Origin of the sequence: Streptomyces sp. NPDC014891 (genome assembly GCF_043081085.1) — a bacterium.
GTDB lineage: Bacteria > Actinomycetota > Actinomycetes > Streptomycetales > Streptomycetaceae > Streptomyces.
In genome coordinates, this window is the sequence record NZ_JBIBWF010000004.1 from 532,768 (window position 1) to 558,805 (window position 26,038).

The following is a 26,038-nucleotide window of genomic DNA, read 5'->3' on the forward strand; positions in this document are numbered from 1 at the left end:
CTCAGCGGCGTCCGTCGAAGGGGCGGCCCGAGCGTTCCCGGCCGCGCCGCAGTTCGGTGCGCAGGAGGCGGGCCATCGGGTCGAGCAGCCGTCGCGCGAGGTCGTCCAGGTCGAGACCCGGGTCCTGCGCCGGTTCGGCGTCGCGCCCGGTGGTCCGGCCCGTGCCCCGGCCGGCGGCCGCCGGCGCGGCGGACGACGCCTGCTTCCCGCGGGCGGAGACCGCCTTCACCGGGACGGCCGGGGCGGCGGACGCGCTCCCGCCGGTGTCCGGTACGGCGCGCTGGATCCGGGGCGCCGCGCCGCCACCCGTCGAGGCGGCGGCCGGGGGCACGCTGCGGGGCCGCACCACGGGGACGGGCGCACCGGGCGCCGGCGTCCCCGGAGCGGACGGGCCGTGCGCCACGGGAGGAGCCTGCGGAGGCGCGACCGGGAGGGAGCGGGCCGGGGCGGCGGACGCGCCTCCGCCCGGAGGAGCGGGCGTGACGACCGGGACCCGCGCCCCGGCTGCCGGGGCGCCCGTCGCCGCTCCCCCGTCGGCGTGCCACGGCCCCGGGGCGGTGGCGGCGCGCTGGACGGTCGGCGCGGCGAAGGGCCCCGGCGCGTCCGGGCGGGTGGACGGCGGAGGTACGGAGCCGGACGCCGGGAATCCGCGAGTCGGCGCCGCGGCTCGCGGTGCGGACGCGGTTCCGGACCCTCGTACGGATGCCGACACGGCGCGCTGTACGGGCGCCGAGGTGCCACCGCCGGGGGCCGACGCGGGGGCCGGCCCGCCCGGGGCGTCCCGCGCCGTGTTCCAGCGCGCCGCCACCACGGGAGGGCCGCTGACCGCGCGGGACGCGGCGGACGGGGCCAGGCCGTCGGCGGCCCCGGTGCTGAGCGTGAGGGGGCGGGCCGGGAGCAGCGCGAGCGTACGCCGCGCCACCGGAACGGGCCCGTTCGCCGCGCTCCCGAGGTACGGGGCGAACGCCGGACGCCCGCCGCCGGTCCCGACCCGGGACGCGGAGCCGGCCGTGGGGCGCGGACCGGTCCCGGGAGTGCCGGAGGCGCCGACGGTCCCCGACGGGGACGGTCCGCCGGCCGTCCGCACGGCGGTGATCGGCTTCGGGCCGGTACCCGTCTGAGGCCCGGCGGGCGGCTTCGATCCGGCGGTCGACTTCGATCCGGTGGCGCTCGCGGGTCCTGGGGTCGGCGGCGGTCCGGCCGTCCCCGACCGGTCGCCGCCGGACCCGGGCGCCGCGCCGGAGGCCTGCGTACCCGGTCCGGACACGGCACGGGCCACGACGACCGGAACGGGAGCGGTGGAGCCGGAGCCGCCGGAGGCCGGGTGCGGGCGTACGGCGTCGCGGCTCGCGGCGCGTTGCGGAGCGCTCCCGGAGGGCGGCGCGGCGGAGCCCGGAGTACGTACGACGGGGGCGCCGCCCGACGTACGGTCCGTGCGGTCGGCCGCCGGGGACGCCGGGTGGTCCGTGAGGCGGCGTTGCACGTCGGTCGCCCCCAGCAACGGAGCCTCGGGCGCGGCGGGCGAGGGCCGTTCTCCGGCGGGCGAGGCCGGGGCGCGCTGGACGCCGGGGCCGGGTGCGGGGCGGCCGGGCCGGGCGCCGGAACCGGTGGAACCGGCGGGCGGGGTCGCACTGGGCGGCATCGCGGACAGGGGTGCGCCCAGGCCGCCGCGCGCCCGCGCTCCCGGACGTCCGGGGGACACCGGGTCGGAGGCGGAAGCGCCGGACGTGTCCCGGGAGGTGCCCTCGGCCTGCCGCTGCACGAGGGGGAGTCCCGGGCCCTGGACTCCTCCCCCGCCCGGCGCGGGGGACGGGATGCCGCTCGTCGGGGTGGTGCTCGCGGTCGACGGCAGTTCGGTCAGGGGGGCGCCCAGGACCGTCCGGGCGGCGGCGCGCTGGACGGCGGGACTCGGCGAGGCCGGGTCGGGGGCCGCCGTCCCGGTCGGTTCGGCGCGCCCGGGAGCGGTGGCGGGGAGCGCGTCCGTGGCCGGAGTCGCCCTGTCCTGGCGGGGCGGTGCCGCCGGGGCGGCGGGCCGGAGCGCGGGCACCGGGCGGGCGCTCCCCGGCACGCGGCGGGCGACCGTCAGCGGGGCCCCGACCGGTCGGGGGCGGACGACGGGAGGGGACGAGGGCTCCGGTCGGCCGCCGCCGGGGGCGACCCGTGCCCCGCTCGCCGTGGAGCCTTCCCGTGCCGTACTCCCCCGGGCCCCGCCCTTGACGCGGGGCGAGAGCTCGCGGGCCGCGCCCGTCGCGGTCGCGGTCGTCCGTGCCGGGGCGCCGCTCGCGGGCCGGGGAGCGGACGCCTCGCGGGTGCGCGGGGCCGGCGTCTCGTGGGTGCGCGGGGCGACGGGGACCACCGCGACCCGTCGGACCAGTGGGGCAGGGGCCGTGGCCGGGGTGCCGCCCCCGCCGGCGGGGGCGGCGGCGCGTTGGACGGCGGCCGGCTCCGGTGGAGAGAGCACCGCAGGGGACGTCGTGAGGGACAGGTCGCGGCTCGCCGGACGACCGCTCGCGCTCCGCCCTCCGGATGCCATGGCGGTGCCGCGCGTACCACCGGGCGACGAGGGGGCCGCCGTACCGCGGCCGCCTGGCGACGGGCGGGCCGCCGTGCCGGAGTCCGGGGCCGCCGGGGCGTGCGAGGAGGCTTCGGGAGTCCCGTCCGCGCGGACCGCGCGCAGCAGCAGCGGCCCTCCGCCGGAGTCGGTGGTGCGGGGCGTGGCCCGGCGGGTCGCCCCGTGCACCAGGCCCGTCGGAGCCGTGGGCAGCAGGGCGTGGCCCATGCCGCTGTCGAAGGACGGGTTCTGCCAGGCGGCGAGGCCGGAGCGGAAGGCGAGGCCGTCGCTCACGCCCAGGGGCGCGCGGGAGAGGGTCAGGAGCGGCGGTGCGGCACGCCGCCAGCCGCCGTCCCAGTCGCCGGGCACGGCAGAGGGGTCCGGGGCGCCGCCGGACACGCCGGAGCCCCGGGACGGCCCAGGACCGCCGGAATCACCGGAAGCACTGGCACCGGTGGCGCCCCCGGACGGGCCGGGACCACCGGACGTGCCCGGACCGCCGGAGCCGCCGGACGTGCCCGGCCCGGCGCCCGTGCGGTCGGCCGTACCGCCGCGGCGCAGCCTGTCCCGCCATGCCATGTGCTCAGCCGCCTTCGTTCATGCGGGTGTTGATGCGGGCGATCTCGGCCACCCACTGCTGTCGTTCGCCGTGGGTGAGGTCGAGGATCTCCTCGCGCTGCCAGTGGAAGTGGTAGGCGATGTACGCGATCTCCTCCCGCAGGCGGGGAAGGGCGTACGTCACGATTCCCCCAGGCGCCCACCCGAGAGGTCGACCTCGAAGCCGCCCTCGCAGTGCGGGCAGGTGACCGCCGCGCGGGTGTGGCCCTCGCTGTTGACGCGGCGGTAGAAGTCCTGGAGGAACGCCACGTCGGTGGCGTACATCCGCTCGACGATCCCGGCGTGCACGTCGGTGACGCCGCCGAGCCGGGTGATCACCTGGCTCAGCAGGACCACGCTCAGATAGGCCGGGTTCTCCTTGACCCGCAGGTCGATCTGGGGCCGCAGCTCGTCGCGGGCGGTGGCCAGGCGCATGGCGCCGTGCCGGTGCACCGTGCCCGCCTCGTCCACGTATCCGCGCGGGAGCTCGAACTCGAACTCCGTGCGCAGCCCGTCGCCCTCCTGGCGCGGCGGGGGCTGCGGGGCGGCTGCCGGGGGCGCGGCCTGCTGCTCCTGCGCCCGGTCGGGCTCCGTCAGCTGGAGGATCTCCTCCAGGTTGCCCGCCGTCACGGTGCGGCGCCTCATTCGACGACGATCTCCTCGAACACGATCGTGACGGACTCGGTGGCCGGGGAGGACTCGCCCGCCTTCAGCGACGGGCCCTCCCACTTGGACGCCCATCCCTGCATGAGCTGGATGCGGCGCACCGTGGTGCCCTCGGTGTCCTTGATCTCGATGGTCAGATTCTGCCGAGCGGAGTTGACGGCCCCGTTGTTCAGGGTCTCCTTGATCCACTTGGTGAACTCGCTGCTCTGGTCGAGCCCGCGGGTGATCGTGATCTCGCCGGCCTGCCGGGCGCCCGGCTGCTTGCGGATGATCTGCTTGCCCTCGGCGGTGACCTGCTTGACCTCTACGACGTCCTCTTCGACGGTGAAGCCGCTGATCTCCTGGATGGACTCCACGAGGTATCCGCCGAGCTGCACGCCGAAGACGTGGGTGGAGAGTGCATCGCCCGTTGCCATGTCTGTCTGTCGACCTTTCCTTGCGTGTGCGACCGGGACCCGCGGGTCACTCGTCGATGAGGCTGGTGGTGTCGGAGAACTGGGCCAGTCGGAAGACCACGAACTCGGCCGGCTTGACCGGCGAGACGCCGATCTCACAGACCACGCGGCCCTGGTCGATGGACTCCTGCGGGTTGTTCGTGCGGTCGCACTTCACGTAGAACGCCTCGTCGGCGGTGCGGCCGAACAGCGCGCCCCTGCGCCACTCCTCCATGAGGAACGCGGTGACGTTGCGCCGGATGCTGGACCACAGCCGGTCGTCGTTGGGCTCGAAGACGACCCACTGGGTGCCCAGGAGGATCGACTCCTCCAGGTAGTTGAAGAGGCGGCGCACGTTCAGGTAGCGCCAGGCCGGGTCGGAGGAGAGCGTGCGGGCGCCCCAGATCCGGATGCCCCGGCCGGGGAAGGCCCGGACGCAGTTGACGCCGATCGGGTTCAGCAGGTCCTGCTCGCCCTTGCTGAGACGGATGTCCAGGTCGACCGCGCCTCGGATCACCTCGTTGGCGGGGGCCTTGTGCACGCCGCGCTCGGCGTCGCTGCGCGCCCACACGCCGGCGACGTGACCGCTGGGCGGGACGGTGGTGTTGCGCCCGAGGGCCGGGTCGAAGACCCGCACCCAGGGGTAGTAGAGGGTGGCGTACCGCGAGTCGTAACCGGCCTCGTCCATGCGCCAGTCGCGCACCTGCTGGGCGTTGAGGCCGGGCGGGGTGTCGAGGACGGCCACGCGGTCGCCCATCTGCTCGCAGTGCGAGATGACGGCGAGCTGGACGGTGCGCACGCCCTCGGCGTCGATGTCGCCGCGCTGGTGGGCGCCCATCAGGTCGGGGACCGCGACCATGGTGATCTCGTCGATGGTCTCCAGGCCGCCGAAGCCGGTGCGGGCCGCCGCGTCGCCGACGTACTCGGCGGGGTCGATACGGGCCACGTCGGCGGCGGCCGGGGCGGCGGGGACGCCGGGCGCGTCGGGGATCGCCAGGGTCTGGGCGCCGGGGCGGGTCTGGGGGGCGCCGCGCTGCTCGGTGACCTCGATCAGCTCGGAGGCGCGGGCCTGGGTGACCAGGTAGCCCTTGACGTTCTTGCGGGCGGAGGCGTCGTAGGTCTCGCCGACCTGGTCGCCGCGGCGGACCAGCAGCCGGAAGCGGTCCTCCGGCGGGTTCTCGCCCTCGGGGTCGACGACCTCGACCGAGACGCCGGTCACGCCCGGCTTGGCCGCGATCATGAAGCCGCCGAGCTCGACCGGGCGTGCGGCCCCGGTCTCGCGGTCGGGCCGACCGGTGGCGGCGGACCGGGCGCCGGACTCGGCCGAGCCGCCGATGCGCACGACGTACGCGGCGCCGCCGCCGTTGGAGAAGTACCCGTAGAGAGCGTGGGCGAGGTAGGTGCCCTCGGTGAACCCGCCGAACGCCTGGGTGTACTGGTCCCATCCGGTGACCAGGGTCGGCGTGTGGAACGGCCCCTTCTCGGCGAAGCCCACGAACGCGGCGACGGCCGTGCCGACCCCTTCGATCGGCCTGGCACCGGACTGCACCTCCTCCACATACACACCCGGGGTGAGGTACGTCGGCATGCTCGCTCCTTCACGTTCTTGCGGCCTCGCGATGACCTGTGTCCAGGTCGAGTCTGTTCGGCCCGCGGCCGGACCGGCAGGGACCGGGAGACCTCCCCGGGGGCAGCGCCTCTGCCTCAACGGGCGGTCCGGGGTGGCCGCCCGGACATCACCGGGGACTGCCCGCACGCTGCCCGTTCGTCCCTGGACACGCGGCCGGGCGGACGGTGTGCTGGAGCGTCGTACGACGGGCGCCGACGAGGAGGCAGCTGTGCAGACCCCCAGGCCGCGCATCGATCGGGTCGAGGAGCGCCGCCCGGCGCGCGACCGGTCCGGACCCCGGCGGGAGGGCCCGGGGACCGGCGCCGCCGTCCCGCCCCCGCTCACGGCCGACGTGCTGCGGGCGGCCCAGGGCGGCGCCGGCAACGCCGCGGTGAGCGGCATGATCGCCCGCCGGGCGAGCGCCGGGCCCGCCCCGGCGCGGCAGGACACCGGGGTGCGGGAGGTGCTGGGCTCGGCGGGCCGGCCGCTGGCCGGTCCGGTGCGCTCGGAGATGGAGTCCCGCTTCGGCACGGACTTCTCCGGCGTGCGGCTGCACACCGGAGCCGCGGCGGCCCGCTCGGCGCGGGCCATCGGGGCGCGCGCGTACACCTCGGGCAGCCATGTCGTCCTCGGAGAGGGCGGCCGGGACAAGCACACCCTGGCCCATGAGCTGACCCATGTCGTCCAGCAGCGGCAGGGCCCGGTGTCCGGCACCGACCGGGGGGACGGGCTGCGGATCAGCGACCCCGGCGACCGCTTCGAGCGGGAGGCGGAGAGCAACGCCCGGCGGGTGCTCTCCGGACCGGTGCCGGTGGCCCGCGCCGTCGAGGACCACGGCGCAGGGCACCACGCGGGCGACGGGCACGACCACGGACACCACGGGCACCACGGGCACCACGGGCACGGCACGGCGCAGCGCGCGGCCGACCCGGACTCCGTGCAGCGTCTGGTCGGCTTCGAGGTGGAGCTGAGCGTGCCGAGCTTCGCCCAGCACGACACGACGGGTCTGAACACGGTCGGCGGCCGGGCGCCCTCGGCGGATCTCGGCGGCTTCTTCCACGGCGGCTTCGGCTACGCGGCCACCGTGATGAGCGAGCCCAACCTGACGATCCTCACCGACCACAACTCGCTCGCCCGCAAGGCCGCTCAGCTGTACGCCGTGCTCTGCGGGCTGGCGGGCGACGGCGGGCAGCCGGTGGCGACCGGGCGGCCCGCCTCCTCGCTGAGCAACCTGGAGTACGTCACCGCACCGTTCGACGAGATGGCGCCGGGCTCCGACGTCGCGATCGGGCAGGTCGCCGACCGGATCGACGCGCATGTGAACGAGATCTTCGGGAACGACCCTAAGCACCGCGCCTCCCGTGTGCCGGGTTCGCCCATCGCCGCGACGGGCACCCCGCTGACGGCCCTGCGCGAGTGGCTGGGCCCGGAGCTGTTCGCCAGGGCCGACGTGCAGAAGGCGATCGCGGACTTCCAGAACGACGTGAAGCGCGAGATGTACATCCAGGCCACCATCGGCGTGCTGCCCTCCGGACTGCCGTCGCTCTACAGCTTCCAGACCCAGGTCAGCCACGATTCGCGGCGGGCCGCCGGCAAGGAGCACATCGCGGACGGCTGGCGCGACGCCGCCGCCGCCATCAACCGCACGGTGCCGCAGCTGCGTTCCGACGTCGTGCCGCACCTGCTGCCCGGGCTGGAGAGCGGCGACCAGCAGGCCCTGACCGGCACCCTGGCCCTCGGTCTGTCGTACGCGATCGGCTCGGCCATGATCGAGGCGGGGGTGCGCGGGCCCACGGCCTCCACGAAGAACGCGGTGCCGTTCCTGCTCAAGCTGGCGAACCTGGGCGGTATCCGCAGGGCCGCGACCACCGACACGCTGCGCGAGAGGGTCGTCGGGCAGGACGTCCTCCAGCAGCTCGCGACCTGGCTGCACAGCCAGGTCCCGGAGACCGGTGTCGCCCACTGGCAGGGGCTGCTGGCGAGGTACCCGGCCAACAGGGCGAACCCGGCCGGGCCGGCGTACGGCCACGGTGCCACCGGGGTCGTCAACACCGCGCAGATGCTCGACAGCCTCCTCAACGGCACCGAGAACTTCCCCGTGATCGCGCCCGGCAAGGCGCTGCCGAGGGCCGACGAGCCCAACGCCGCCCTCGTGCCGCACATCGGCGGCCAGAAGGGCGCCCCGGTCGAGATGCGCTGGCTGACCACGCGGGCCACCGAGGCCGGCCAGCTCAGGTCCATGTTCAAGACGATCACCGACGAGGCGCGCAAGGCCAACCTGGCGACGGTCCCGTCGGCGGAGAGCGCGCGGATCTGGGCGGCGGCCACCGACCCCGGCGCGGCACCCGCCGCGGGCGGGCAGGGCGTGCACCAGGCCGAGATGATGGAGATGTGAGACGAGTGAGGGGGCCCGGTCCGCGGACCGGGCCCCCGGGGGCAGCCTCGGACGCGGCCCGTGGGGACGGGCCCCCTCGGACGCGGCCCCGTGAGGTCGGGCACCCTCGGACGCGGGCCCCCCGGCTCGGATCCCGCCCTCAGGCCCCCGCGGCCTCGGCCAGGTACGGCCCGAACTCGCCCTCCAGGACGAGCCGTCCGAGCTTGCGGTACTCCTGGGCCACCGCGGTGACCACCTGCCCCATGGTGAGCGGCTCCCCGGACTCGGCGGCGAGATAGGCCGCGGTGACCGCGCAGGCACGGATCGAGCCGCCGGCCAGTTCGAACCGGTCGGCGCAGAAGGCGAGGTCCAGGTCCTCGCTCCGGGGCAGCCGGGAGCCCAGGCAGCGCTCCCACAGCGCGAGGCGCTGTTCCGCCTCCGGCACGGGGAAGTCCGCCACGACGTCCAGACGGCGGGTGAACGCCTCGTCGAGGTTGGCCCGCAGGTTGGTGGTCAGCACCGCGATCCCGTCGAAGGACTCCATGCGCTGGAGCAGGTACGCCGACTCGATGTTGGCGTGCCGGTCGTGCGCGTCCTTGACCTCGGAGCGTTTGCCGAAGATGGCGTCGGCCTCGTCGAAGAGCAGGACGGCGTTGACCGCCGACGCGCCGGTGAAGATGCGCTCCAGGTTCTTCTCGGTCTCCCCGATGTACTTGTCGACGACCGTGGACAGGTCCACCACGTACAGGTCCATGCCGAGGTCGGCGGCGACGACCTCGGCGGACATGGTCTTGCCGGTGCCGGACCCGCCGGCGAACAGGGCGACGACCCCGCGCCCCCGGCCGCCGCCTGGCCGCATCCCCCACTGCCCGAGCACCTGCTCGCGATGGCGTGCGCGCAGCGCGAGTTCGCGCAGCCGGCGGTGGGTGGTCGGCGGCAGCACCAGGTCGTCCCAGCCGACGGCCGGCTCCACCCGGCGGGCGAGCCGGTCGAGTCCCGCGCCGTTCTGTGCCCGCACGGCGGTCCGCAGGTCGTCGGGCGCCACCGGGCGGCCGTCCAGGGCGGCGGTCCGCACGGCCGCCTCGGCGGCGCGGCGCAGTTGCCCGGAGTCCAGGCGGTGGGCGGCGACGGCCCGGGCCAGCGCCGCGACGTCGCCGGTCGCCGCGCCCCCGTCGCCGGCGGCCCGGTCGAGGGCGTGGCGCCAGCGGGCGGCCTGGCGTTCCGGTGAGGGCGGCCCGACGTCCAGGACGACGGGGGTGTCGGCCGACCAGACCGGATCCCAGCCGCTCGTGCCGTGGGTGAGGAGCGGGAGACCGCGCAGCGCGGCGCACAGCGACGCGAGGACCCGCTCCCGTTCGGCGGGTTCGCCGGGGAGCGCGGTCAGCGGGCCGAGGACGACACCGGAGCCGGTCAGCCGGGCCTCGCGGGCGAGGACCCGGGCGAGCGCGGGCACGTCGGCGGGGCGCCGGGCGAGCGCCGCCGCGTCCAGCACGAGCGTGCCGAGCCGGGCCTCGGCGAGCGCGGCGGCGGCCAGTCCCCCGGCGTCGCCGCCCCGGCCGCGCAGATGGACGAGTCCGACGCCGGTGGTGGCGGCCGAGGCGGCGCGACGGACGTCCGCCGCCTCGGCGGTCGGGTCCGCGCGGACCTCGTCGAGCACCCCGGTGAGGCGGGCGTCGGGCCGGCCGTCGCCGAGGAGGTGGGCGGTGACCCGGTCGGGCACGGTCAGGACGCGGGACAGCGGAGGCCGTTCCGGTTCGGTGACCTCGAGGAGGCCGTGGTCGACCAGCGGCGCGCCGGGGGCGAGCCGGAAACGGGCGGGCGAGGCGCCGTCGAGTCCGCACAGCTCCAGGGCCAGACCGACGGTGGGCCGACGGCGCGTCAGGTCGTCGTTGAGATAGCCGTAGAGCCGCTCGAAGCGGGCGTCGAGGTCCGGGGCGGTGGCGACGAGGAGCAGGTCCAGGTCGAGCGGGGTCAGGCCGAAGCGCTCCGCGAGGACGTCGAGGAGGGACCCGGCGGGCGGCCCCCAGGGCTCCGCCGGTGGCAGGCCGAGGCCGCCCGGCTCGTCCAGGAGACGCGCGGCGGCGTCGGGTGCCAGGTACTGGCCCCGGTAGGGGTCGTCGGGGTCGGGGTCGACGGCCCGGCGGGCGGCCACGGCCTCCCGCACGCGCGTTTCGACGGCGGCGAGCCGCGTCCACAGGGCGTCGGGGGCGCCGGGCCGCCGGGTGCCGGGCCCGCCGTCGGTCAGGGGGTCGATGGTGTGCGTCACGGCTGCCGGTCCCCCCTGCGTCGTCGGCGGGCCGGGGCGGGCGGGCGTTCGCGGGGGCCGGTGAACCCGTCGCGGCCGGGGTCGGCGACCTCGGTGTAGCGCAGTCTGCGGCCCTGGTCCGCCTCCTCGGGGGCGCCGTCGCGGGCGGCGGCCGAGCGGACGACGAGTCCTTCGGTGACGGGGGGTGCGGCGGCCTTGGCCACCCCGGCGAGCGGCGCCCACACCCGTACCCCGAGGGAGGCCTTCATCTCCCCGCCGAGCGCCGACCAGACGTCGGCCGCGGCCGGCGCGTCCATGACCGGTCCCGCGGCCTCCAGGCCGACGGTCAGGCCGAGTTCGGCGAGGGAGCCGGTGAGCAGCGGCGCGGGGAGCGCGTCCTGCGCGACGAGGGCGGCGAGGACCTGGGACAGCAGCCGGTGCTCGTCCTGCGGGCGGTTGGCCCACGCGGTCACCAGGTAGGTGAGCTGGAACCAGCGCGGTGGTGAGCGGCGCGCGACGAGGTGGCCGTCCTCGTCGTAGACCTCGCCGGTCCCGGAGCCGCGGCGCAGGGCGTCCTCGCGGATGTCGTAGAGGAACGCGCAGACGGTGGGGGCGCTGCGGCGCGCCGCCCAGTCGCGGGTGGGGGCGTCGAAGGTGACGTCGATGCCCGAGGCCTCCAGGCCGCTGCCGTTCAGCAGCCGCCTGAGGCCCTCGTCGACCTCGTGGATCACCGGCGGGTCACCCCGTCCGGCGGCTGGACGGTCCCGCCGACGACCAGGAAGTCGGTCTTCACCGGGGAGAATCCGGGGCCCGAGGCCGTGATGGTGCGCGGCCCGGTCTGGTCCTTGGCGAGGATGAGCAGCTGTCCGATGAACGTGCCGTCGGCCTTCGGGTAGGTCGGCGGGGCGGCGGCGGTGATCCCCGGGTTCCAGCTGAAGCGCACCGGGACGCCGGGCGGGAAGTCCACGCCGCGGACGGAGGTGACGAATCCGGGCTTGCCGATGTCGGGCACGGCGACGATGCGCGGCTGGAGGACGCGCAGGCGCTCCCGGGCGGTGTTGTCGCCGCGGTCGGCGTCCGTGCCGGTGGTGGTGAGCACGGCGGTGACGCGGGCGGTCATCGCCTTCCTCGGGCTGAGGACGACCCGCAGGACGGCGGTCGTGCCGGGGGTGAGGTCGGGCAGCGCGCACGCGCCGTTCCCGTCGCAGCCTGCCGGGAGTCCGCCGTGGGGCACCCCGGCGGGCAGTCCGATCCTGAGCCGGAGTCCGGTGGCGAGCGCGTTGCGGCCGTTGCGGACGCTGTACGTGACGACGACGCGTCCGCCGACGTAGCCGGGTTCGGGCTGGACGGTGATCCGCACCCCGGGTCCGGCCTTCGGCGCGGGGGGCTGCGGGGGCCGGGTCGGAGTCGGGGTGGGCGTCGGGGTCCGGGTGGGGGTCGGAGTCGGGGTGGGCGTGGGGGTGGGGGTCGGGGTGGGCGTGGGGGGCGGCGTCGGGGGTGCCTCGCGTACGGGGATCACGCTCCGGCCGCCGTTGTCGCCGGGCCGGGGGTCGAGGACCGCGCCGGTGACCGACCAGTCCACGGGTGCGTCCCCGGCGGTGACGCCGGTGAGCGTGACGTCCACGGGGACCCGGGCGCCGGGTTCGACGACGCCCAGGTCGCACTGGAGGGAGGAGGCGTCGCAGGTGCCGCCGGGCCACTCGATCCCGGTGATCCGCACACCGGACGGCGGGACGGCGGTGAGCCGGGTGCCGGGCGAGGCGGCGGGGCCGTGGTTGACCACGTGGACGGTGACCGTGCCGGATGCGCCGACGGTGACCTCGGGCGTCGTGCCGGGTGCCTCGACGGCGAGGTCCACGGACTGCTGGACGGTGGGTTCCTTCTGGCGTCCGGCGAGTTCGGCGGTGAGCGGGGTGACGTCGCCGGAGCCGACGTCCAGGACGTTCAGCTTCTCCGGGCTGTTGACCGCGGCCGTGGCCCGGGAGCTGAAGACCAGCCTCCTGCCGTCGGCGGTCCAGGCGGCGTCGCGCGGCTGGTGCGGACCGGTGAGCGTGGTGTCCGGCAGTTCCCGGGCGCAGGCGCCGTCCTGACCGCGGGCGGCGGTGGGCAGCAGGACCTGGCAGGCGTCGCCGGACAGGGTGGTCAGGAGGAGGCCGTTGCGCTCGTCGATCCGCCCGCCGCCGTTCTTGCGGTTGAAGGCGAGGGAGCGCCCGTCGGGCGAGAAGGCGGGGCTGTCGTCGATGACGTCGCAGTCGCGCGGGCAGTGCGTCGCGCTCAGGTCGCGCTGCCGGGTCGGGTCGGCGACGGACGCGGTCCACACGTGCTTGCTGCCGCCGCCCCCGGCGGTCTGCCGGGCGCGGGTGAAGGCCAGGGTGGTGCCGTCGGAGGACCAGGCCGGCTGGGCGTCCCGGCCGCGGAGCTCACCGGCCGGGGGCACGATCTCGCCGGTGATCCGGCCAGTCGCGACCTCGGCGAGGAGGATGCGGCTGTCCCCTGCGGCCTCGCCGACCCCGCCGGGCGAGGTACGGGTGAAGGCCAGGCGGGTGCCGTCCGGGGAGAACGTCGGGTCGGTGTCCCAGTCCCGCGGGCCGCGCCCGTCGAGGGGCATCGGTGCCTCGTTCGTACCGTCGGCGTCGGCCGTCCAGATCCGCTCGATCCGCGCGTCGTCGGGTCCCTCGAAGCGGGTGAGGACGAGGCGGCGCCCGTCGGGGGTGTAGTTCTGCCGTTCGGTCCACGGGTCGAACGGGGAGGCGGGCTGGAAGAGCGGGTCCTTGGCGGGGTCGGTGTTGGTGTCGGCCTGGGGGTCCTCGCGCAGGATCTTCCGCACCAGGTCGCGCGGGTCGGAACCGTCCGCGCGGATGTCCTGGAGGGTCGCCGTGTGCGCGGTCGCCGCCGAGCTGCGCTCCACGACCGCGTGGCCGCCCTCGGCGGGGCCGAGCCAGGTGGGCGAGAGGACGTCGCGGTCCTCGTCGAGCACCAGGGAGGGTTCCCGGTCGGAGTGCACGACCGACCGGAAGACGTGGTCGTAGGGGGTCCTGCAGGTGCAGGTGGTCTCGGGGCTGAGGAACACGATCCCGTCCCCGTCGGGCAGCCATGCCGCCGCGTGGCCCTGCCAGTTCGCGTACGCGCCGGTGAACAGCGTCTCGTCGGTGGTGCCGTCGGTGATCCGCAGCCGCTGCCTGGTCTGCCCGTCCTCGGTCGTGGTCGACGTGTACGCGATCCACGCGCGGTTGACGTCGTCGTCGACGGGGTTCCAGGCGGGCTCGGAGGCGGTGCCGCGGGCCGGGTCGGTGAGCCGGGTGGGGACGCCGCCCGTGAGGGCGCGGACGTAGATCTGCCGTCCGGCCAGGGGGTCGGCGTCGCTGGAGTAGGCGATCCGGGCGCCGTCGGGGGAGACCGCCGGGTCCTCCTCGCTGGCGGGCGTGTCCGTCAGCCGGGTCAGCCCGGTGCCGTCGGTGCGCACCGTCCACAGGTCGCGCTGGGAGCCGCCGGCCGGGTCGGCGGCGTCGAAGAGCACCGACCCGCCGTCCGGGGTGAGCCGGGGATGGGCCGCGTCCAGGCCGCTGGTGAGCCGCAGGACGCCGCCGTCGGCGCCCCGCAGATAGATCTGCGGGTGCTTCTCGTCGCGGCGGCTCGCGAAGACCAGCCGGTCGCCGAGGGCGGACGGGTCGGTGTCGTAGTGGGTGGGTCCCGCACCGAACAGCGGGGTGCTGGAGCCGGTGGAGACCGGTTCGCCGAGGCTGCGGTGGCCGGTGCCCGCGTAGGCGATGCGGGTGGGCTCGGCGGCGTCCGCCGCGGCCGCCTCGGTCCGGGGGGCGTCCGGCCCTGCCACGCCCGTCGCGCCCAGCAGGGGGACGAGCAGCAGGAGCGCCGAGGCGAGTCTCCCCCGGCGGTGCCGTCCACCGGGGCCAGCGGTCTTCATCACGGTGCCCTTCTCCGTCCGGTGCGGCACCGGGAGGTGCCCCCCGTCATCGTGCGTCGGCGGCGCACGCGGCGGGAGGGCCCGGGGGCCGCGCCCGGGGGAAGGGCGGGATGCACTTTGGGGCAGCGCCGTCTTCCCTCCGGCTGTCGCGCCGGCCGCCGGGCCGCGCTCCGGACGGGACGGTCATATCAGCCCGTTGCGGAGCGCGTAGCCCACGGCGTGGGCGCGGTTGCGCAGTTGGAGGCGGGTGGTGATCTCGTGCAGGACGTTCTTCACGGTCCGCTCGGAGTACGAGGTCTTGCGGGCGATCGCCGCGGTGTCCAGGCCCTCCGAGACCAGGCGCAGCATCTCCGCCTCCCGGCTGGTGAGGGTGGAGAGGGGCAGGGCTCCGGGGTCGAGGGCCGCGCGGCGCAGGCTGCCGACGTGTCCCAGTAACTCGCCGAGCAGGTCGCCCGGGAGCACGCCCTCGCCGTTGGCCACCGCCAGGACCAGCTGGACCAGCTGGTCCTGGTCGGCCTCGGCGCGGCGCAGTACCGCCGACACCCCGCACTCGACGACGCGCTGGAGCGCTCCGACGCCGAGGGTGCCGATCACGAGTCCCGCGCGGGTGGCGCCGTTGTAGCTCAGCCGGGTCAGCAGGGCGGTCACGTCGTCGTCGAGGGCGTCGACGACGACCAGGGAGACCTGCGCGTTCTCCGCGTCCGCGTCGTCGACGAGTTCGGTCTCGGGGCGCTGGCGGAGCTGTTGGACGACGCCGACCCGCAGCACGGGGTCGGCGGCGTAGACCGCCACGGTGACGCGGGGCGGGCGGCCGAAGGCGGCGGCATGGGGGTCCGGAAGGCCCCGGACGGCGTCATGCGCCGTACTGCCGGCCGCGACCGGCCTCTTCTCCTCGGTGCGGAACATCGGGTACCTGTTTTCCTGAGTCGGTGGGGGGGAAGGCGGACACGACACGAGCCGACCACGGGCCGGTGGTGTGTCGACGGCGGCTCTCCAGACTAGAAATCCATTGTTACCGGAGAGTTGACTTGTGCTTGCCGGGCAGCCGAGCTGCCCGGACATTGCCCTCGCGTGCCTCGTACGGATCTGTCAGGTCTCCTACGGTGGGGCGGGTGACGCCTTCCGCAGCCTCCTCCGGTCCCGGTGCGCCCGGCCTCGACATCCCGGCCGTGTCCGTGACGCCGGGCGACATCGCCACCACCACCCTGACCGTCCGCAACGACAGTGACATCGTCGAGGCGTACGACCTGAAGGTCGTCGGTGACGGTGCCGAGTGGACCACCGTCGAGCCCGAGCGGCTCTCCCTCTATCCCGGCACGTCCGAGACGGTGACGCTCCGTCTGGCCCCGCCGCGCTCGCCGGAGATACGGGCCGGCGAGCTGCCCCTCGGCGTACGGATCCTCCCGAACGAGCAGCCCGAGTCGGTCAAGGTCCTGGAGACCGTGGTGCGCGTCGGCGCGTTCCACGAGCTGCGGACCGACCTCTCGCCACGCCGCCGGCGCGGCTGGCTCCGGGGCCGCTATCTGCTGGCCGTCCGCAACCAGGGCAACACCCCGGTACGGGTGGGGTTCACGCCCGGGCAGGCGGGCGAGGAGCTCCGGTTCGCCTTCGCCCCGGCGGAACCGGCGCTGGAGCCGGGCGAGTCGAAGGAACTCCGGCTGCGGGTCCGCACCGCGGGCCCGGTGTGGTTCGGCGACCCCGTGGTCTGGCCGTTCACCGTGGACTCCCGCGAGACCGGCGAGCCGGAGCGGACCGAGGACCGTGCCGAGGAGCCCCACGCGGGGCCGACGCTGGACGCGGAGTTCGTCCAGATACCCGTCTTCCCCAAGTGGCTGCTCCTGCTGCTGGCGGCGCTGATCGCGCTGCTGATCGCCTGGTTCACGCTGGTCCGGCCGGCCGTGCGCAGCGCCGCCGAGGAGGCGGCCACCCAGGCGGTGCAGCCCCGTCCGATCCCGACGGAGAGCGGCTCGGACGGTTCGTCCCCCGGCCCGGGCCGGCCGTCCGGCGGCAGCAGCCAGAAGCCGGGAACGGGCGGCGGACCCGGCGGCGGGGGCGACGGTCCGGACGGCACGGGGGACGGCACGGGCGAGGGCACCGCGACCGGCGGGGGCCGGCAGAGCTCGGCCACCATCGACCTGAGGTCGGGAGCGGGACAGTCCAGGACCGGGACGTACACGGTCCCCGAGAAGACCGTGTTCGGGATCACGGACATCGTTGTCGCGAACTTCCAGGGCGACGAAGGGGTGATGACGATCACCTTCGGCGACCGCAAGATCACCACGATCGCGCTGGAGACGTTCCGCAACCAGGACTACCACTGGGTGACTCCCATCAGGATCGGCGCGAAGGACACCGTGACCATCGACGTGACCTGCACGAAGCCCGGTACGCCCGCGACGGGACAGCAGGCGCGGGAGTGCCACGAGGTCGTCAACGTGAGTGGTGCGCTCAGGAGCACCGAGTGATTCCGACGTTACCCGTCCACGGCATTATCGATCGGCTTCGATCGCAGCTGTAAAGTCCGACATATCTTTCGGCCTGAAATCGTCAGACCAGGACTCGAAACACGCATCGGCCCCCACACACCCTGGTGTGCGTGGGGGCCGACACGTGTGCGGCCGCCGGTCCCGGAAGCACCGGGCCACGGGAGCGGCTCGCCACCGGACCCCCACCGTCCGGACACCGGGCCCTGCGGGGACACTGGCACCCCACGAACCCGAGGACGGGGTGTACGCACACATGACAACCGGCACGGACAGCACGACGTGGTTCCGCAGGTACTCCACCGCTCCGGCACCCCGGCGCCGGCTGGCGGTCCTGCCGCACGCGGGCGGTTCCGCGAGCTTCTTCCACTCCTGGGGCAGCGCCTTCGACGGCGACACCGAGGTCCTCGTGGCGCAGTACCCCGGACGCCAGGAGCGGTTCAACGAGCCGTTCGTCGACCGGATGGACGTGCTCGCGGACCGGGTCACGGCGGCGCTGCTGCCCTTCGCGGACGTGCCCCTGACGCTCTTCGGCCACAGCATGGGAGCGTCCCTGGCCTACGAGGTGGCGCTGCGCCTGGAGGAGCGGCACCGCGTCACGCCCGCCGCCCTCCACGTCTCCAGCCGCAAGGCCCCGCACCGGCTGACCCCGCTCGACCTGCACCGGAAGGGGGACGACGAGCTGGTCGCCGTACTGCGCGGGCTCGGCGGGACCGACACCGCCCTGCTGGACGACCCGGACATCCGACAGCTCGTGCTGCCCGCGGTCCGGGCGGACTTCACCGTCGTGAGCACCTACGGACCCCGTGCCGCCACCACCGTCGGCTGTCCGGTGCACGCCTGGATCGGCGACACGGATCCGAACGTGACGGTACGGGACATGGACGCCTGGGCGGACGTCGCACCCGTGGGCTTCCGGGTACGGGTCCTGCCCGGCGGCCACTTCTACCTGCTCCAGCAGCACGAGACGCTGATGCGCGAGCTCACGGGGCACCTGGCCGGAGACCGCTGACAGAACGCCCCACGGGGGCCGTCCCCGGGAGGACGTCAGGGGGTGGCGCGGACGATCACCAGCGATCCCTCGTAGACGGGCCGGCGGCGGAGGTGGCCGAAGCGCTCGTCCCACTCCCCCGACCGGAGTTCGCGGCGCAGGGTCGTGTCGAACTCCTCGCGGACCCGGTCGTCGACGAAGCTCCAGGCCGACCCCGCCTGGCGGGCCGACGGGTCCAGGAGCCGCTCGGGTCTTCCGTAGTACGCCTCGTCGAAGGTGTCGGTGCAGTCGAGGGGAACGGGGACGCTCCGCACCTCGGCGGAGCCCCCGAGGGCGGCGGTCAGATCGGCGATCGGCGGATGGCGCCGCGCTTCGACGGCCAGGACCTCGGGGGCGTACCGGTCCAGCCAGAATCCGCGGACGCGCGAGGGGTCGGTGGCGAGGACCACGACGGGTCCCCGTGTCACGCGGCGCAGTTCCCTGAGCCGCGAGAGCGCGTCGGAGACGCGGGGGGCGTTGCAGAGCATCATCGCCGCGTCGAACCTCCCGTCGCCGAAAGGGAGTCGCGTGGTGCCGAGGCCGGGCAGCGCATCCGAGTCGAGGACCGTCCGGGCGGATCCGAGGGCCTCGGCCACGACGTGGGCGATTCTCTCGTCGGGGCCCGGGCGGGGCGTGCCGCGCGGGGAGCCGCCCGCGTGGTGGCGGGCGGCGGAAAGGGTGGTCATCGGGGCTACCTCGTCTTGTCGCCGGGGAATCGGTGGGACACGGGTCCCCGGGGGGCGAATCCGGCGGTGGTCCGGTGGGTCGGCGCGAGCTCTCCGCCGGGCCTGCGCGATGCCGGGCTCCGCGGAGAGGTCGGGGAAGGTCGTCTCTACTGACCGTCGCCGGGTGCGGAGGGGGTCTGCGGATGCGGCCAGGGGTCGGACGCCGCGCTGTGCCGTTGCCGGGGACGGTCGGGACGACCGGTGTGCCGGGGGTGGAGGGGGTGCAGCGGGCCGGGGAAGACCGCGTTCTCGGTGACGGCGGGCGGGGCCGTGCCCTCGTGAGCGGCGGAGGAGTGGAGCGGCGAGGACACCTCGTCCGGCCGGTCGGGCGGCGCCGGGACGTCGTGCGGCCGGTGGCGCCGCCCGGTGTCGGTGGGGTCTACGGGGCCGGTCACGTAGGGCCAGACGGGAGCGGGCCGTGCCGTGCCGCTGGTGTCACGGCCGTTGGAGGGGCGGCTGGAGGGCTGGAAGGGTGTCCAGCCGGCGGAAGGCTTCGGCCCGAGGACGGTGTCCGCGGTGTCGAGGGCGGTGACCTGTTCCGCGGAGATCGCGTCGGGGTCGGCCTCGGTGCCGCGACCCAGGTGGTTCAGGAGGTAGTTGAGGAGGACCGCGACGAGGCAGCCGGCGGTGATCCCCGAGCCGAGCACGGTCGCCACCGGGGCGGGGAGACGGGCGTAGAAGTCCGGGTCGAGGACGGGGAAGAGACCGAAGGCGAGGGTGACGGAGACGATCAGGGCGTTGTGACCGGTGCCGAGGGCGGCCTTGGTCAGGGTACGGATGCCCGTGACGGCGACGGAGCCGAAGAAGACCACTCCCGCACCGCCGAGGACGGGCAGCGGGACGAGGGCGACGAGCGAGCCCAGGACGGGCACGAAGCCCATCAGGACGAGGATGGCGCCGCAGAGCGTGACGACGTATCGGCTGCGGATCCGGCTGAGGGAGACCAGGCCGACGTTCTGCGCGTACGACGTGCTGGTGAACGAGCCGAGGACGCCGCCGAGGACCGTGGCGAGACCGAGGGCGCGGAGGCTGCCTGCGATGGTCCGGTCCCGGACCGGCCGTTCGGCGACCGCGCCCAGCGCCAGCAGCGCGGCGGTGGACTCCATCATGGACACGATCATCACCACCGCGGCGGTGGCGATCACGGTGGGGACGAACTGCGGGGCGCCGAAGCCGAAGGGCGTGGGCAGGGCGAAGAGGGGCGCCTGGGCGAGGGGGGCGAGGTCGACCTTGCCCAGCGGGATCGCGATCAGGGTGCCCGCGAGCATGCCGATGAGGATGGCGACCCGTCCGAGGAAACGGCCCGAGAGCATGCGGTGCACGGTCAGGGTGATGACGAGGGTCGTCGCCGCGAGGGCCAGGTCGGCGGGCGAGCCGAAGCCGGGGGCTTCGGCGTCTCCGCCCCGGGCCCAGGTGCCGGCGACCGGCAGGAGGGAGATGCCGACCAGGGTGATGACACAGCCGCTGACGACCGGGGGGAAGAACCTGACCAGTCGGCAGAAGACGGGAGCGAGCAGCAGGCAGAGGAGTCCCGCCACCAGGGTGGCCCCGAAGATCGCCGGGAGGGCGCCGTCGCGCCCCTGGGTGGCGGCGGTGGCGAGCGCCGGTGACACGACGGCGAACGAGACGCCGTTGACCAGGGGCAACCCGGCGCCGACGCCGTAGACGCCGAGGGTCTGGGCGATCGTGCCGAGCCCGGCGATCAGCAGCGCGGCGGCCAGGAGGGCGGAGAGCTGGGCCGGGGTCAGCCCCAGGGCGCTGCCGATGATCAGCGGTGGTGCGGTCAGGCCGGCGTACATGCTCGCCACGTGTTGGAGGGCGGCGGGCAGCGGACTGCCGGGGCGTGTGGGCAGAGTGACCGGTGCCGGGGGACGGCCCGAACCGGGGGCATGACCGATGGGGGCGAGCCGCAAGGGGTGGGCGGCTGTCACCACAGTTTTCGCATGACGGAAGAAGTTTTCCGTTGTGGACGGGACGGGACTTTATGGCCCGGCCTGAACCTCGTCAACTCCCCCAAGAGAAGCCGCCAGTTCCTCGCGAATTCTGGAGGAACCGACAGTCGCCCCGGCCTCCTCCCCTCCCCACTCGCCCGCCCTTTCCCATGAAAGAGCAGGTCATCGACGGTCCAGCCCCTCAGGAGATCCGACGAAGGAGCCGAACGCCGGGCTACGGAGCCGTCATCGAGAGCGTTCCGACCCTTGGCCGTGAACGGCGGGGTCCCTACGGTGTCCCGCTATGCCACCCGCAGACGATCCGTACTCCCTGCCCCGCTTCGATCCCGCCCGTGCCGCGGCCGTCCGCGCCCAGCTCGGCCTGACACTCGGTCAGGTCGCCTGGGCCGTCACCGCCTACTGCGGACACCCCGCGCACCCCGGCCTCGTCGAGGCGTGGGAAGCCGGCACCGCCACCCCCGAGAACACCCAGGTGAAGGCCCTCGCGGCGGCCCTCTGGTGCTCCCCGGTCGATCTCGTCGAAGAGCCCGTCACCCTCGCCCAGTGCCGTACCGTCGCCGGACTCACCGTCAACGAGACCGCGACCGAGCTCGGCCTCACCCGCGGCCAGTGGGAGGACGCCGAACGCCGGAACCGCTGGCAGGGCACCCCCGCCCAGACGGACGCCCTCCTGAGAGTCCTCTGCCCGCCGCCGGCCTGCTTCGTCGCCGCCTGCGGCAGGACCGGCCGGCTCCGCGTCCTGCTCAGAGAGGCCGCCACCACCTGGTGGCCCCCCTACGTGGGGGCCCTCGCCCGCATCGTGCCGCTCGACCCCGCGGTACTCGGCCACGCCCTCGAACGCCTCCACCTCACCTACCAGCAGTGGGAGGGCGCGGCCGGCGGCCCGCCCCGTCAGGCGGCCCGCGCGGAGGCCCGGGCGGCGGACTTCCTCGAACACATCGACCTGCACCTCTGGCACCACGTCCGGGAGGTCGCCAACCCGGCCCGTCCCGCCTCTTGACACCCACGCCGCACCGTGAGGAACTGTTCCGACTTCGCCGGACGGAGTGGCACGACGCGCATCACGGACAGCTGCGCGCCGGCCGGCCGGGGGACCGCGGGAACACCGGGACACGAATCCCGCCCGCCCGTTCTCCGGCGCCCCACTCCCCGCTCTCCGGCCGCGTCACCCCGGCACGACGGCCTCTCGGCCCACGCCCGGTGCCGCATCCTCCGCACCCCGTCATCACACCCATCCGCAGAGCCGTGCGTCACCGACGCCGGCTCTCCCACAGGGCTGCCCGCGCTCCCACGAGACCGCCGCGGCCAGGAGACACGCCATGCCGGAATCCCGCCCCGCCCCGGAACCGACGAAGACCGAGGACGGAACCGACGCTCGTCCCGACACCCCCGCAAGACCGGGCGACACCCATCCGGTCGACCAGATGCTGCCCCCGCTGAAGCTCTTCAGCGCCGGTCTTCAGCACGTCGCCGCCATGTACGCCGGCGTCGTCGCGCCGCCGCTGGTCGTCGGCATCGGCGTCGGCCTGTCCACCGCGGACATCGCGTTCCTCATGAGCGCCAGCCTGTTCACCTCGGGCATCGCCACGCTCCTGCAGACGCTCGGCTTCTGGAAGGTCGGAGCGCGGCTCCCGTTCGTCAACGGCGTCTCCTTCGCCGGCGTCGCGCCGATGCTCGCGATAGCGAAGGCCGAAGGCCCCGAGGACGCGCTGCCCGTCATCTACGGCGCCGTGATCGTCGCCGGCGTCTTCGGATTCCTCCTCGCCCCCTTCTTCTGCAAACTGATCCGCTTCTTCCCGCCCGTGGTCACGGGCACGGTCATCACCCTCATCGGCGTCTCCCTGCTGCCCGTCGCGTTCAACTGGGCCCAGGGCGGCAACGCGCAGGCACCGGACTACGGCAGCCTCAAGTACATCGGCCTCGCCACCGCCACCCTGCTGATCACCGTGGTCCTGCGCCGCGTCCTGACGGGCTTCCTCAAGCAGATCTCCATCCTGCTGGGCCTCGTGGCCGGCACGCTCCTCTCCCTGCCGCTGGGCGTCGCCGACTTCAGCGCCGTCGGCGACGCCGACATCATCGGACTCCCCACCCCGTTCCACTTCGGCGCCCCGCAGTTCGCGGCCGCGGCGATCATCTCCATGTGCATCGTGATGCTCGTGTCGATGACCGAGTCCACCGCCGACGTCCTCGCCCTCGGCGAGATCGTCGAGCGGCCGGCCGACGAGAAGACCCTGGCCGCCGCGCTCCGCGCCGACGGCCTCGGCACCGCCCTGAGCCCCCTCTTCAACGGCTTCGCCGCGAGCGCCTTCGCCCAGAACGTCGGCCTCGTCGCCATCACCAAGGTCCGCAGCCGCTTCGTCGTCGCCGCGGCCGGCGGCATCCTCCTCCTGCTCGGCCTCTGCCCGCTGCTGGCCTCCGTCGTCGCGCTCATCCCCCAGCCCGTCCTCGGCGGAGTGGGCATCGCCCTCTTCGGCACCGTCGCCGCCAGCGGCATCCAGACCCTCGCCGGAGCCGCCCTCGAACGCGGCGACAACGTCCTCATCGTCGCCATCTCCCTGGGCGCGGGCATCATCCCCATCGCCGCCCCGGACTTCTACCACGCCTTCCCCGAAGGCGCCCGCATCGTCCTTGACTCCGGCATCAGCACCGGATGCGTGGTAGCCGTCCTCCTCAACCTCGCTTTCAACCACCTCGGCCGCAGGACCGACCCCGCTCCGGAGACGCTGCCCGCGCCCGCCGCACACCACTGACCCCCGCCCCGAGCCCTCGCGGGCGCCCGCCTCGCCGCCCCTGGACCGGGCGGGGCGGGCGCCCGTGCTCCGTGGGCGTCTGTTCCGGGCGGCGTCGCCTGTACGCCGATGGTGGCCGCCGGAGCGGCTGCCACTCCCTCCGGTGTCCGGCGCACCGCCTCCGTGTCCGTCCCCGCTCGGGTGTGTGTCGGTCACCGCGCCGTGGCGTATCAGGCGCGTATCAGCCCAGTTCAGGGGCGTACCGACGGCTCTCCGGCGGCGCCTGGGGTGGCGCGGGAGTGAGGCATGATGGAGGCCCCCCTCCGCCCCGTGCCCGAGAGATGGACATGTCTGATTCCGTGTCGGCGCCCGCGCCCGCGCCTGCGACCGTGACCGTCCTGCTGGTCGAGGACGACGAGGTGATCCGGCGGTCCGTCGCGATGTCCCTGGAGCGCTACGGCTACCGCGTGCTCGTCGCGGCCGACGGACTGACCGGGCTCGAACTCTTCCGGGAGGGGCGGCACGACCTGGTGCTGCTCGACGTGATGCTGCCGGGACTGGACGGCATCGGACTGTGCCGGCGCATCCGGGAGACGGCCACGGACCCGATCCTGATGATGTCGGCGCGCGGTGACGCCCTCGACGTGGTGTCCGGCCTGGAGGCCGGGGCCGACGACTACGTGGTGAAGCCCGTCGACACCGCCGTCCTGGTGGCGCGCATCCGTTCGCTGCTGCGCCGGGCCGCCTTCGTGTCCCCGGCACCCGAACCCGCCGACCCCGCGACGCCGGCCGGACCGCTGCTCTTCGGCGACCTGTCCCTCGACCCCGCGGCCCTGGAGGTCCGCCGGGGCGGCGAGCGGATCGCGCTCGCCCCGACCGAGCTGCGGCTGCTGCTCCAGTTCGCCGCGCACCCCGGGATCGTGCTGGACCGTCAGACCCTGCTGCGCGAAGTGTGGGACTACGGCTGGGACGGCGACACCCGGGTCGTCGACCTGTGCGTGCAGCGGCTGCGCAAGAAGATCGGCGCCGAGCGCGTCGAGACGGTCCGGGGCTTCGGCTACAAGTGGAAGCGGTGAGCCGGGCCCCGCGGGGAGCGGTCGCGGGCCTGGTACCGCGCGCCCGCTCGCTGCGCTGGAAGATCGTCCTCCTGGTGGCGCTCGCCTGTGCCTCGATGGCGCTGACGGTCGGCGTGCTGGTGCACGACTCGGTGCTGCGGCGCTCCCTGCACGAGGGCGCGGGCAGGGCCCACGTGGCGCTGGCGACGGCCTTGGAGGAAGCCGAGGCAGCAGGTGCGGAGGGGCCCCGGGTGTCCCCCGAGGAACTGCCCGAGGCCCTGCTGAGGCAGGTCGAGCACGGCGGCGAGGCCACCCTCTACGAGGACGGGCCCCCGGCCCCCGTCTTCTGGGCGGCCCGCCGGGAGGGCGGGAAGCTGTACGCGGTCGAGATCGACATGACCGCCGACCTGCTGACCCGGCAGGCCCTGGACCGTCACATGTGGAAGTACTCGCTGCTCACCCTGGGCGTCGTCGTCCCCGCCACGGCCCTGGCGACGGAACTCCCCGCCCGGCGGCTGCGCCGGGTCGCCCGCACGGCCCGGCGCATCACGGCCGGCGACCTCGACGCCCGGACGGGAACGGTCCGCGGAGGCGACGAGGTCGCCGAGATCTCGGCCGTGGTCGACTCGATGGCCGACAGCCTCCAGCAGCGGATCGACACCGAGCAGCGCTTCACCGCCGATGTCGCACACGAGCTGCGCACCCCGCTGATGGGCCTGGTCACCTCGGCCGAACTGCTGCCCGCGGGCGAGGTGACGGACATGGTCCAGAGCCGGGTGCGGGTGCTGCGCGACCTGGTGGAGGACCTCCTGGAGGTCTCCCGGCTCGACGCGGGCGCCGAGACGGCCCAGCAGGGACCGGTCGACCTGGCCGCCCTCGTCCGGGACTCGGTGGCGCGGACGGGCCTGGCGGCGCAGGTGACGCACCAGGGGGCGGCAGTGGTCGAGTCGGACCCCCGGCGCCTGGACCGCATCGTCTCCAACCTCGTCGTCAACGCCCACCGGCACGGCGCGGGCCGGGTGGAGGTCACGGTCTCCGGCCGTACCGTGACCGTCCGGGACCACGGCCCCGGCTTCCCTGCCGACCTGCTGTCCCACGGCCCCCAGCGGTTCCGTACGGGCTCGGCCGAACGGGGGCACGGGCACGGCCTGGGCCTGACGATCGCGTCCGGCCAGGCGAGGGTGATCGGGGCGACCCTGGCCTTCGCCAACGCCCGCGACGGAGGGGCGGTCGCGACCCTGCGCCTGCCCCAGGACGGACCTGCGTCCGAGGCGTGAACCGGCCTCCGGGCCGTCCCACGGGCGGGCGACGGCCCGCTCACCGGGAGGGCCTGTGTGCCGGTGGCGCGGCTTCACCGGGACGACGTGACTGCCGGTGGCCCCGGCTGCACCAGGACGGCGTGACTGCCGGGGCCCGGCTCATCGGGAGGACCGGTCGGCCCGTGGCCCGGCCGCACCGGGACGACGTGACTGCCGGTGGCCCCCGCTGCACCAGGACGGCGTGACTGCCGGGGGCCGGCTCATCGGGACGGCGGGCCTGCCGGCGCGGGTCCGCGCGCCACCGCCCCGCTGATACACGACCGATGGGTTCCCGAGCACGGGCCGCGCTCTCCCGACCGTGGGGCGGAGACCTCGTCCCCGGAGTCTTGCTGCCGTACCGATCCCGT

At 75.1% G+C, this 26,038-nt stretch carries 18 protein-coding genes; 7 read left to right on the forward strand and 11 right to left on the reverse strand.

Annotated elements, in window-relative coordinates; all coding sequences use genetic code 11:
• Window position 1 precedes the first annotated feature (1 nt).
• The 5 genes from ACF09E_RS14320 to ACF09E_RS14340 form a co-directional block, all read right to left on the reverse strand.
• Window positions 2–2,920, reverse strand: a complete 2,919-nt coding sequence (locus tag ACF09E_RS14320; protein ID WP_392205457.1) for a hypothetical protein — start codon at window positions 2,918–2,920, stop codon at window positions 2–4.
• A gap of 214 nt (window positions 2,921–3,134) precedes the next feature.
• On the reverse strand, window positions 3,135–3,293 hold the full coding sequence (locus ACF09E_RS14325; protein ID WP_163014002.1) for a DUF6760 family protein: 159 nt from the start codon (window positions 3,291–3,293) through the stop codon (window positions 3,135–3,137).
• Complete coding sequence (locus ACF09E_RS14330; protein WP_392205458.1) at window positions 3,290–3,793, reverse strand: hypothetical protein; 504 nt, start codon at window positions 3,791–3,793, stop codon at window positions 3,290–3,292. Before ACF09E_RS14330 ends, ACF09E_RS14325 begins: the two co-directional genes overlap by 4 nt.
• On the reverse strand, window positions 3,790–4,230 hold the full coding sequence (locus ACF09E_RS14335; protein WP_053640843.1) for a phage tail protein: 441 nt from the start codon (window positions 4,228–4,230) through the stop codon (window positions 3,790–3,792). The genes ACF09E_RS14330 and ACF09E_RS14335 overlap by 4 nt, the downstream gene beginning before the upstream one ends.
• 46 nt (window positions 4,231–4,276) lie before the next feature.
• The gene (locus tag ACF09E_RS14340; RefSeq protein WP_392205459.1) at window positions 4,277–5,836 is read right to left on the reverse strand and encodes a phage tail sheath family protein; all 1,560 of its coding nucleotides are present in this window, start codon (window positions 5,834–5,836) and stop codon (window positions 4,277–4,279) included.
• Window positions 5,837–6,086: 250 nt separating this feature from the next.
• Here ACF09E_RS14340 and ACF09E_RS14345 point away from each other — a divergent pair, with 250 nt between their 5' ends.
• Window positions 6,087–8,252 carry a DUF4157 domain-containing protein gene (locus ACF09E_RS14345; RefSeq protein WP_392205460.1) on the forward strand — a complete coding sequence of 722 codons (2,166 nt, stop codon included), beginning with the start codon at window positions 6,087–6,089 and terminating at the stop codon, window positions 8,250–8,252.
• Between the two features lie 139 nt (window positions 8,253–8,391).
• Here the strand turns inward: ACF09E_RS14345 and ACF09E_RS14350 are convergent, their stop codons facing one another.
• From ACF09E_RS14350 to ACF09E_RS14365, 4 genes are all read right to left on the reverse strand, one after another.
• Window positions 8,392–10,476 carry an AAA family ATPase gene (locus tag ACF09E_RS14350; RefSeq protein ID WP_392205658.1) on the reverse strand — a complete coding sequence of 695 codons (2,085 nt, stop codon included), beginning with the start codon at window positions 10,474–10,476 and terminating at the stop codon, window positions 8,392–8,394.
• Between the two features lie 17 nt (window positions 10,477–10,493).
• On the reverse strand, window positions 10,494–11,207 hold the full coding sequence (locus tag ACF09E_RS14355) for a DUF4255 domain-containing protein (protein WP_392205461.1): 714 nt from the start codon (window positions 11,205–11,207) through the stop codon (window positions 10,494–10,496).
• On the reverse strand, window positions 11,204–14,398 hold the full coding sequence (locus tag ACF09E_RS14360; protein WP_392205659.1) for a hypothetical protein: 3,195 nt from the start codon (window positions 14,396–14,398) through the stop codon (window positions 11,204–11,206). Before ACF09E_RS14360 ends, ACF09E_RS14355 begins: the two co-directional genes overlap by 4 nt.
• Before the next feature lie 183 nt (window positions 14,399–14,581).
• Entirely contained in the window at window positions 14,582–15,304 is a 723-nt protein-coding gene (locus ACF09E_RS14365) for a response regulator transcription factor (protein WP_392205462.1), read from the reverse strand.
• A gap of 206 nt (window positions 15,305–15,510) precedes the next feature.
• On the opposite strand from ACF09E_RS14365, the gene ACF09E_RS14370 reads away from it, so the two are divergent.
• Both ACF09E_RS14370 and ACF09E_RS14375 read left to right on the forward strand, forming a co-directional pair.
• Window positions 15,511–16,863: a hydrolytic protein gene (locus ACF09E_RS14370; RefSeq protein WP_392205463.1), complete on the forward strand. Its 1,353-nt coding sequence runs from the start codon at window positions 15,511–15,513 to the stop codon at window positions 16,861–16,863.
• 274 nt (window positions 16,864–17,137) lie between these two features.
• Window positions 17,138–17,893, forward strand: coding sequence for a thioesterase II family protein (locus tag ACF09E_RS14375; RefSeq protein ID WP_392205464.1), 756 nt, complete (start codon window positions 17,138–17,140; stop codon window positions 17,891–17,893).
• Window positions 17,894–17,928: 35 nt separating this feature from the next.
• Here ACF09E_RS14375 and ACF09E_RS14380 read toward each other — a convergent pair whose 3' ends face one another.
• Together ACF09E_RS14380 and ACF09E_RS14385 are read right to left on the reverse strand one after the other, a co-directional pair.
• Window positions 17,929–18,597, reverse strand: coding sequence for an SAM-dependent methyltransferase (locus ACF09E_RS14380; protein WP_392205465.1), 669 nt, complete (start codon window positions 18,595–18,597; stop codon window positions 17,929–17,931).
• A 146-nt stretch (window positions 18,598–18,743) separates the two neighbouring features.
• Window positions 18,744–20,570, reverse strand: a complete 1,827-nt coding sequence (locus ACF09E_RS14385; protein WP_392205466.1) for a solute carrier family 23 protein — start codon at window positions 20,568–20,570, stop codon at window positions 18,744–18,746.
• A 301-nt stretch (window positions 20,571–20,871) separates the two neighbouring features.
• On the opposite strand from ACF09E_RS14385, the gene ACF09E_RS14390 reads away from it, so the two are divergent.
• From ACF09E_RS14390 to ACF09E_RS14405, 4 genes are all read left to right on the forward strand, one after another.
• The gene (locus tag ACF09E_RS14390; RefSeq protein ID WP_392205467.1) at window positions 20,872–21,588 is read left to right on the forward strand and encodes a helix-turn-helix domain-containing protein; all 717 of its coding nucleotides are present in this window, start codon (window positions 20,872–20,874) and stop codon (window positions 21,586–21,588) included.
• Between the two features lie 319 nt (window positions 21,589–21,907).
• Window positions 21,908–23,338, forward strand: coding sequence for a nucleobase:cation symporter-2 family protein (locus ACF09E_RS14395; protein WP_392205468.1), 1,431 nt, complete (start codon window positions 21,908–21,910; stop codon window positions 23,336–23,338).
• Between the two features lie 326 nt (window positions 23,339–23,664).
• Window positions 23,665–24,393 (forward strand): two-component system response regulator CseB, encoded by a 729-nt coding sequence (gene cseB, locus ACF09E_RS14400; RefSeq protein WP_392205469.1) that lies wholly within the window; start codon window positions 23,665–23,667, stop codon window positions 24,391–24,393.
• Window positions 24,390–25,649, forward strand: coding sequence for a sensor histidine kinase (locus ACF09E_RS14405; protein ID WP_392205470.1), 1,260 nt, complete (start codon window positions 24,390–24,392; stop codon window positions 25,647–25,649). The genes cseB and ACF09E_RS14405 overlap by 4 nt, the downstream gene beginning before the upstream one ends.
• Window positions 25,650–26,038 lie beyond the last annotated feature (389 nt).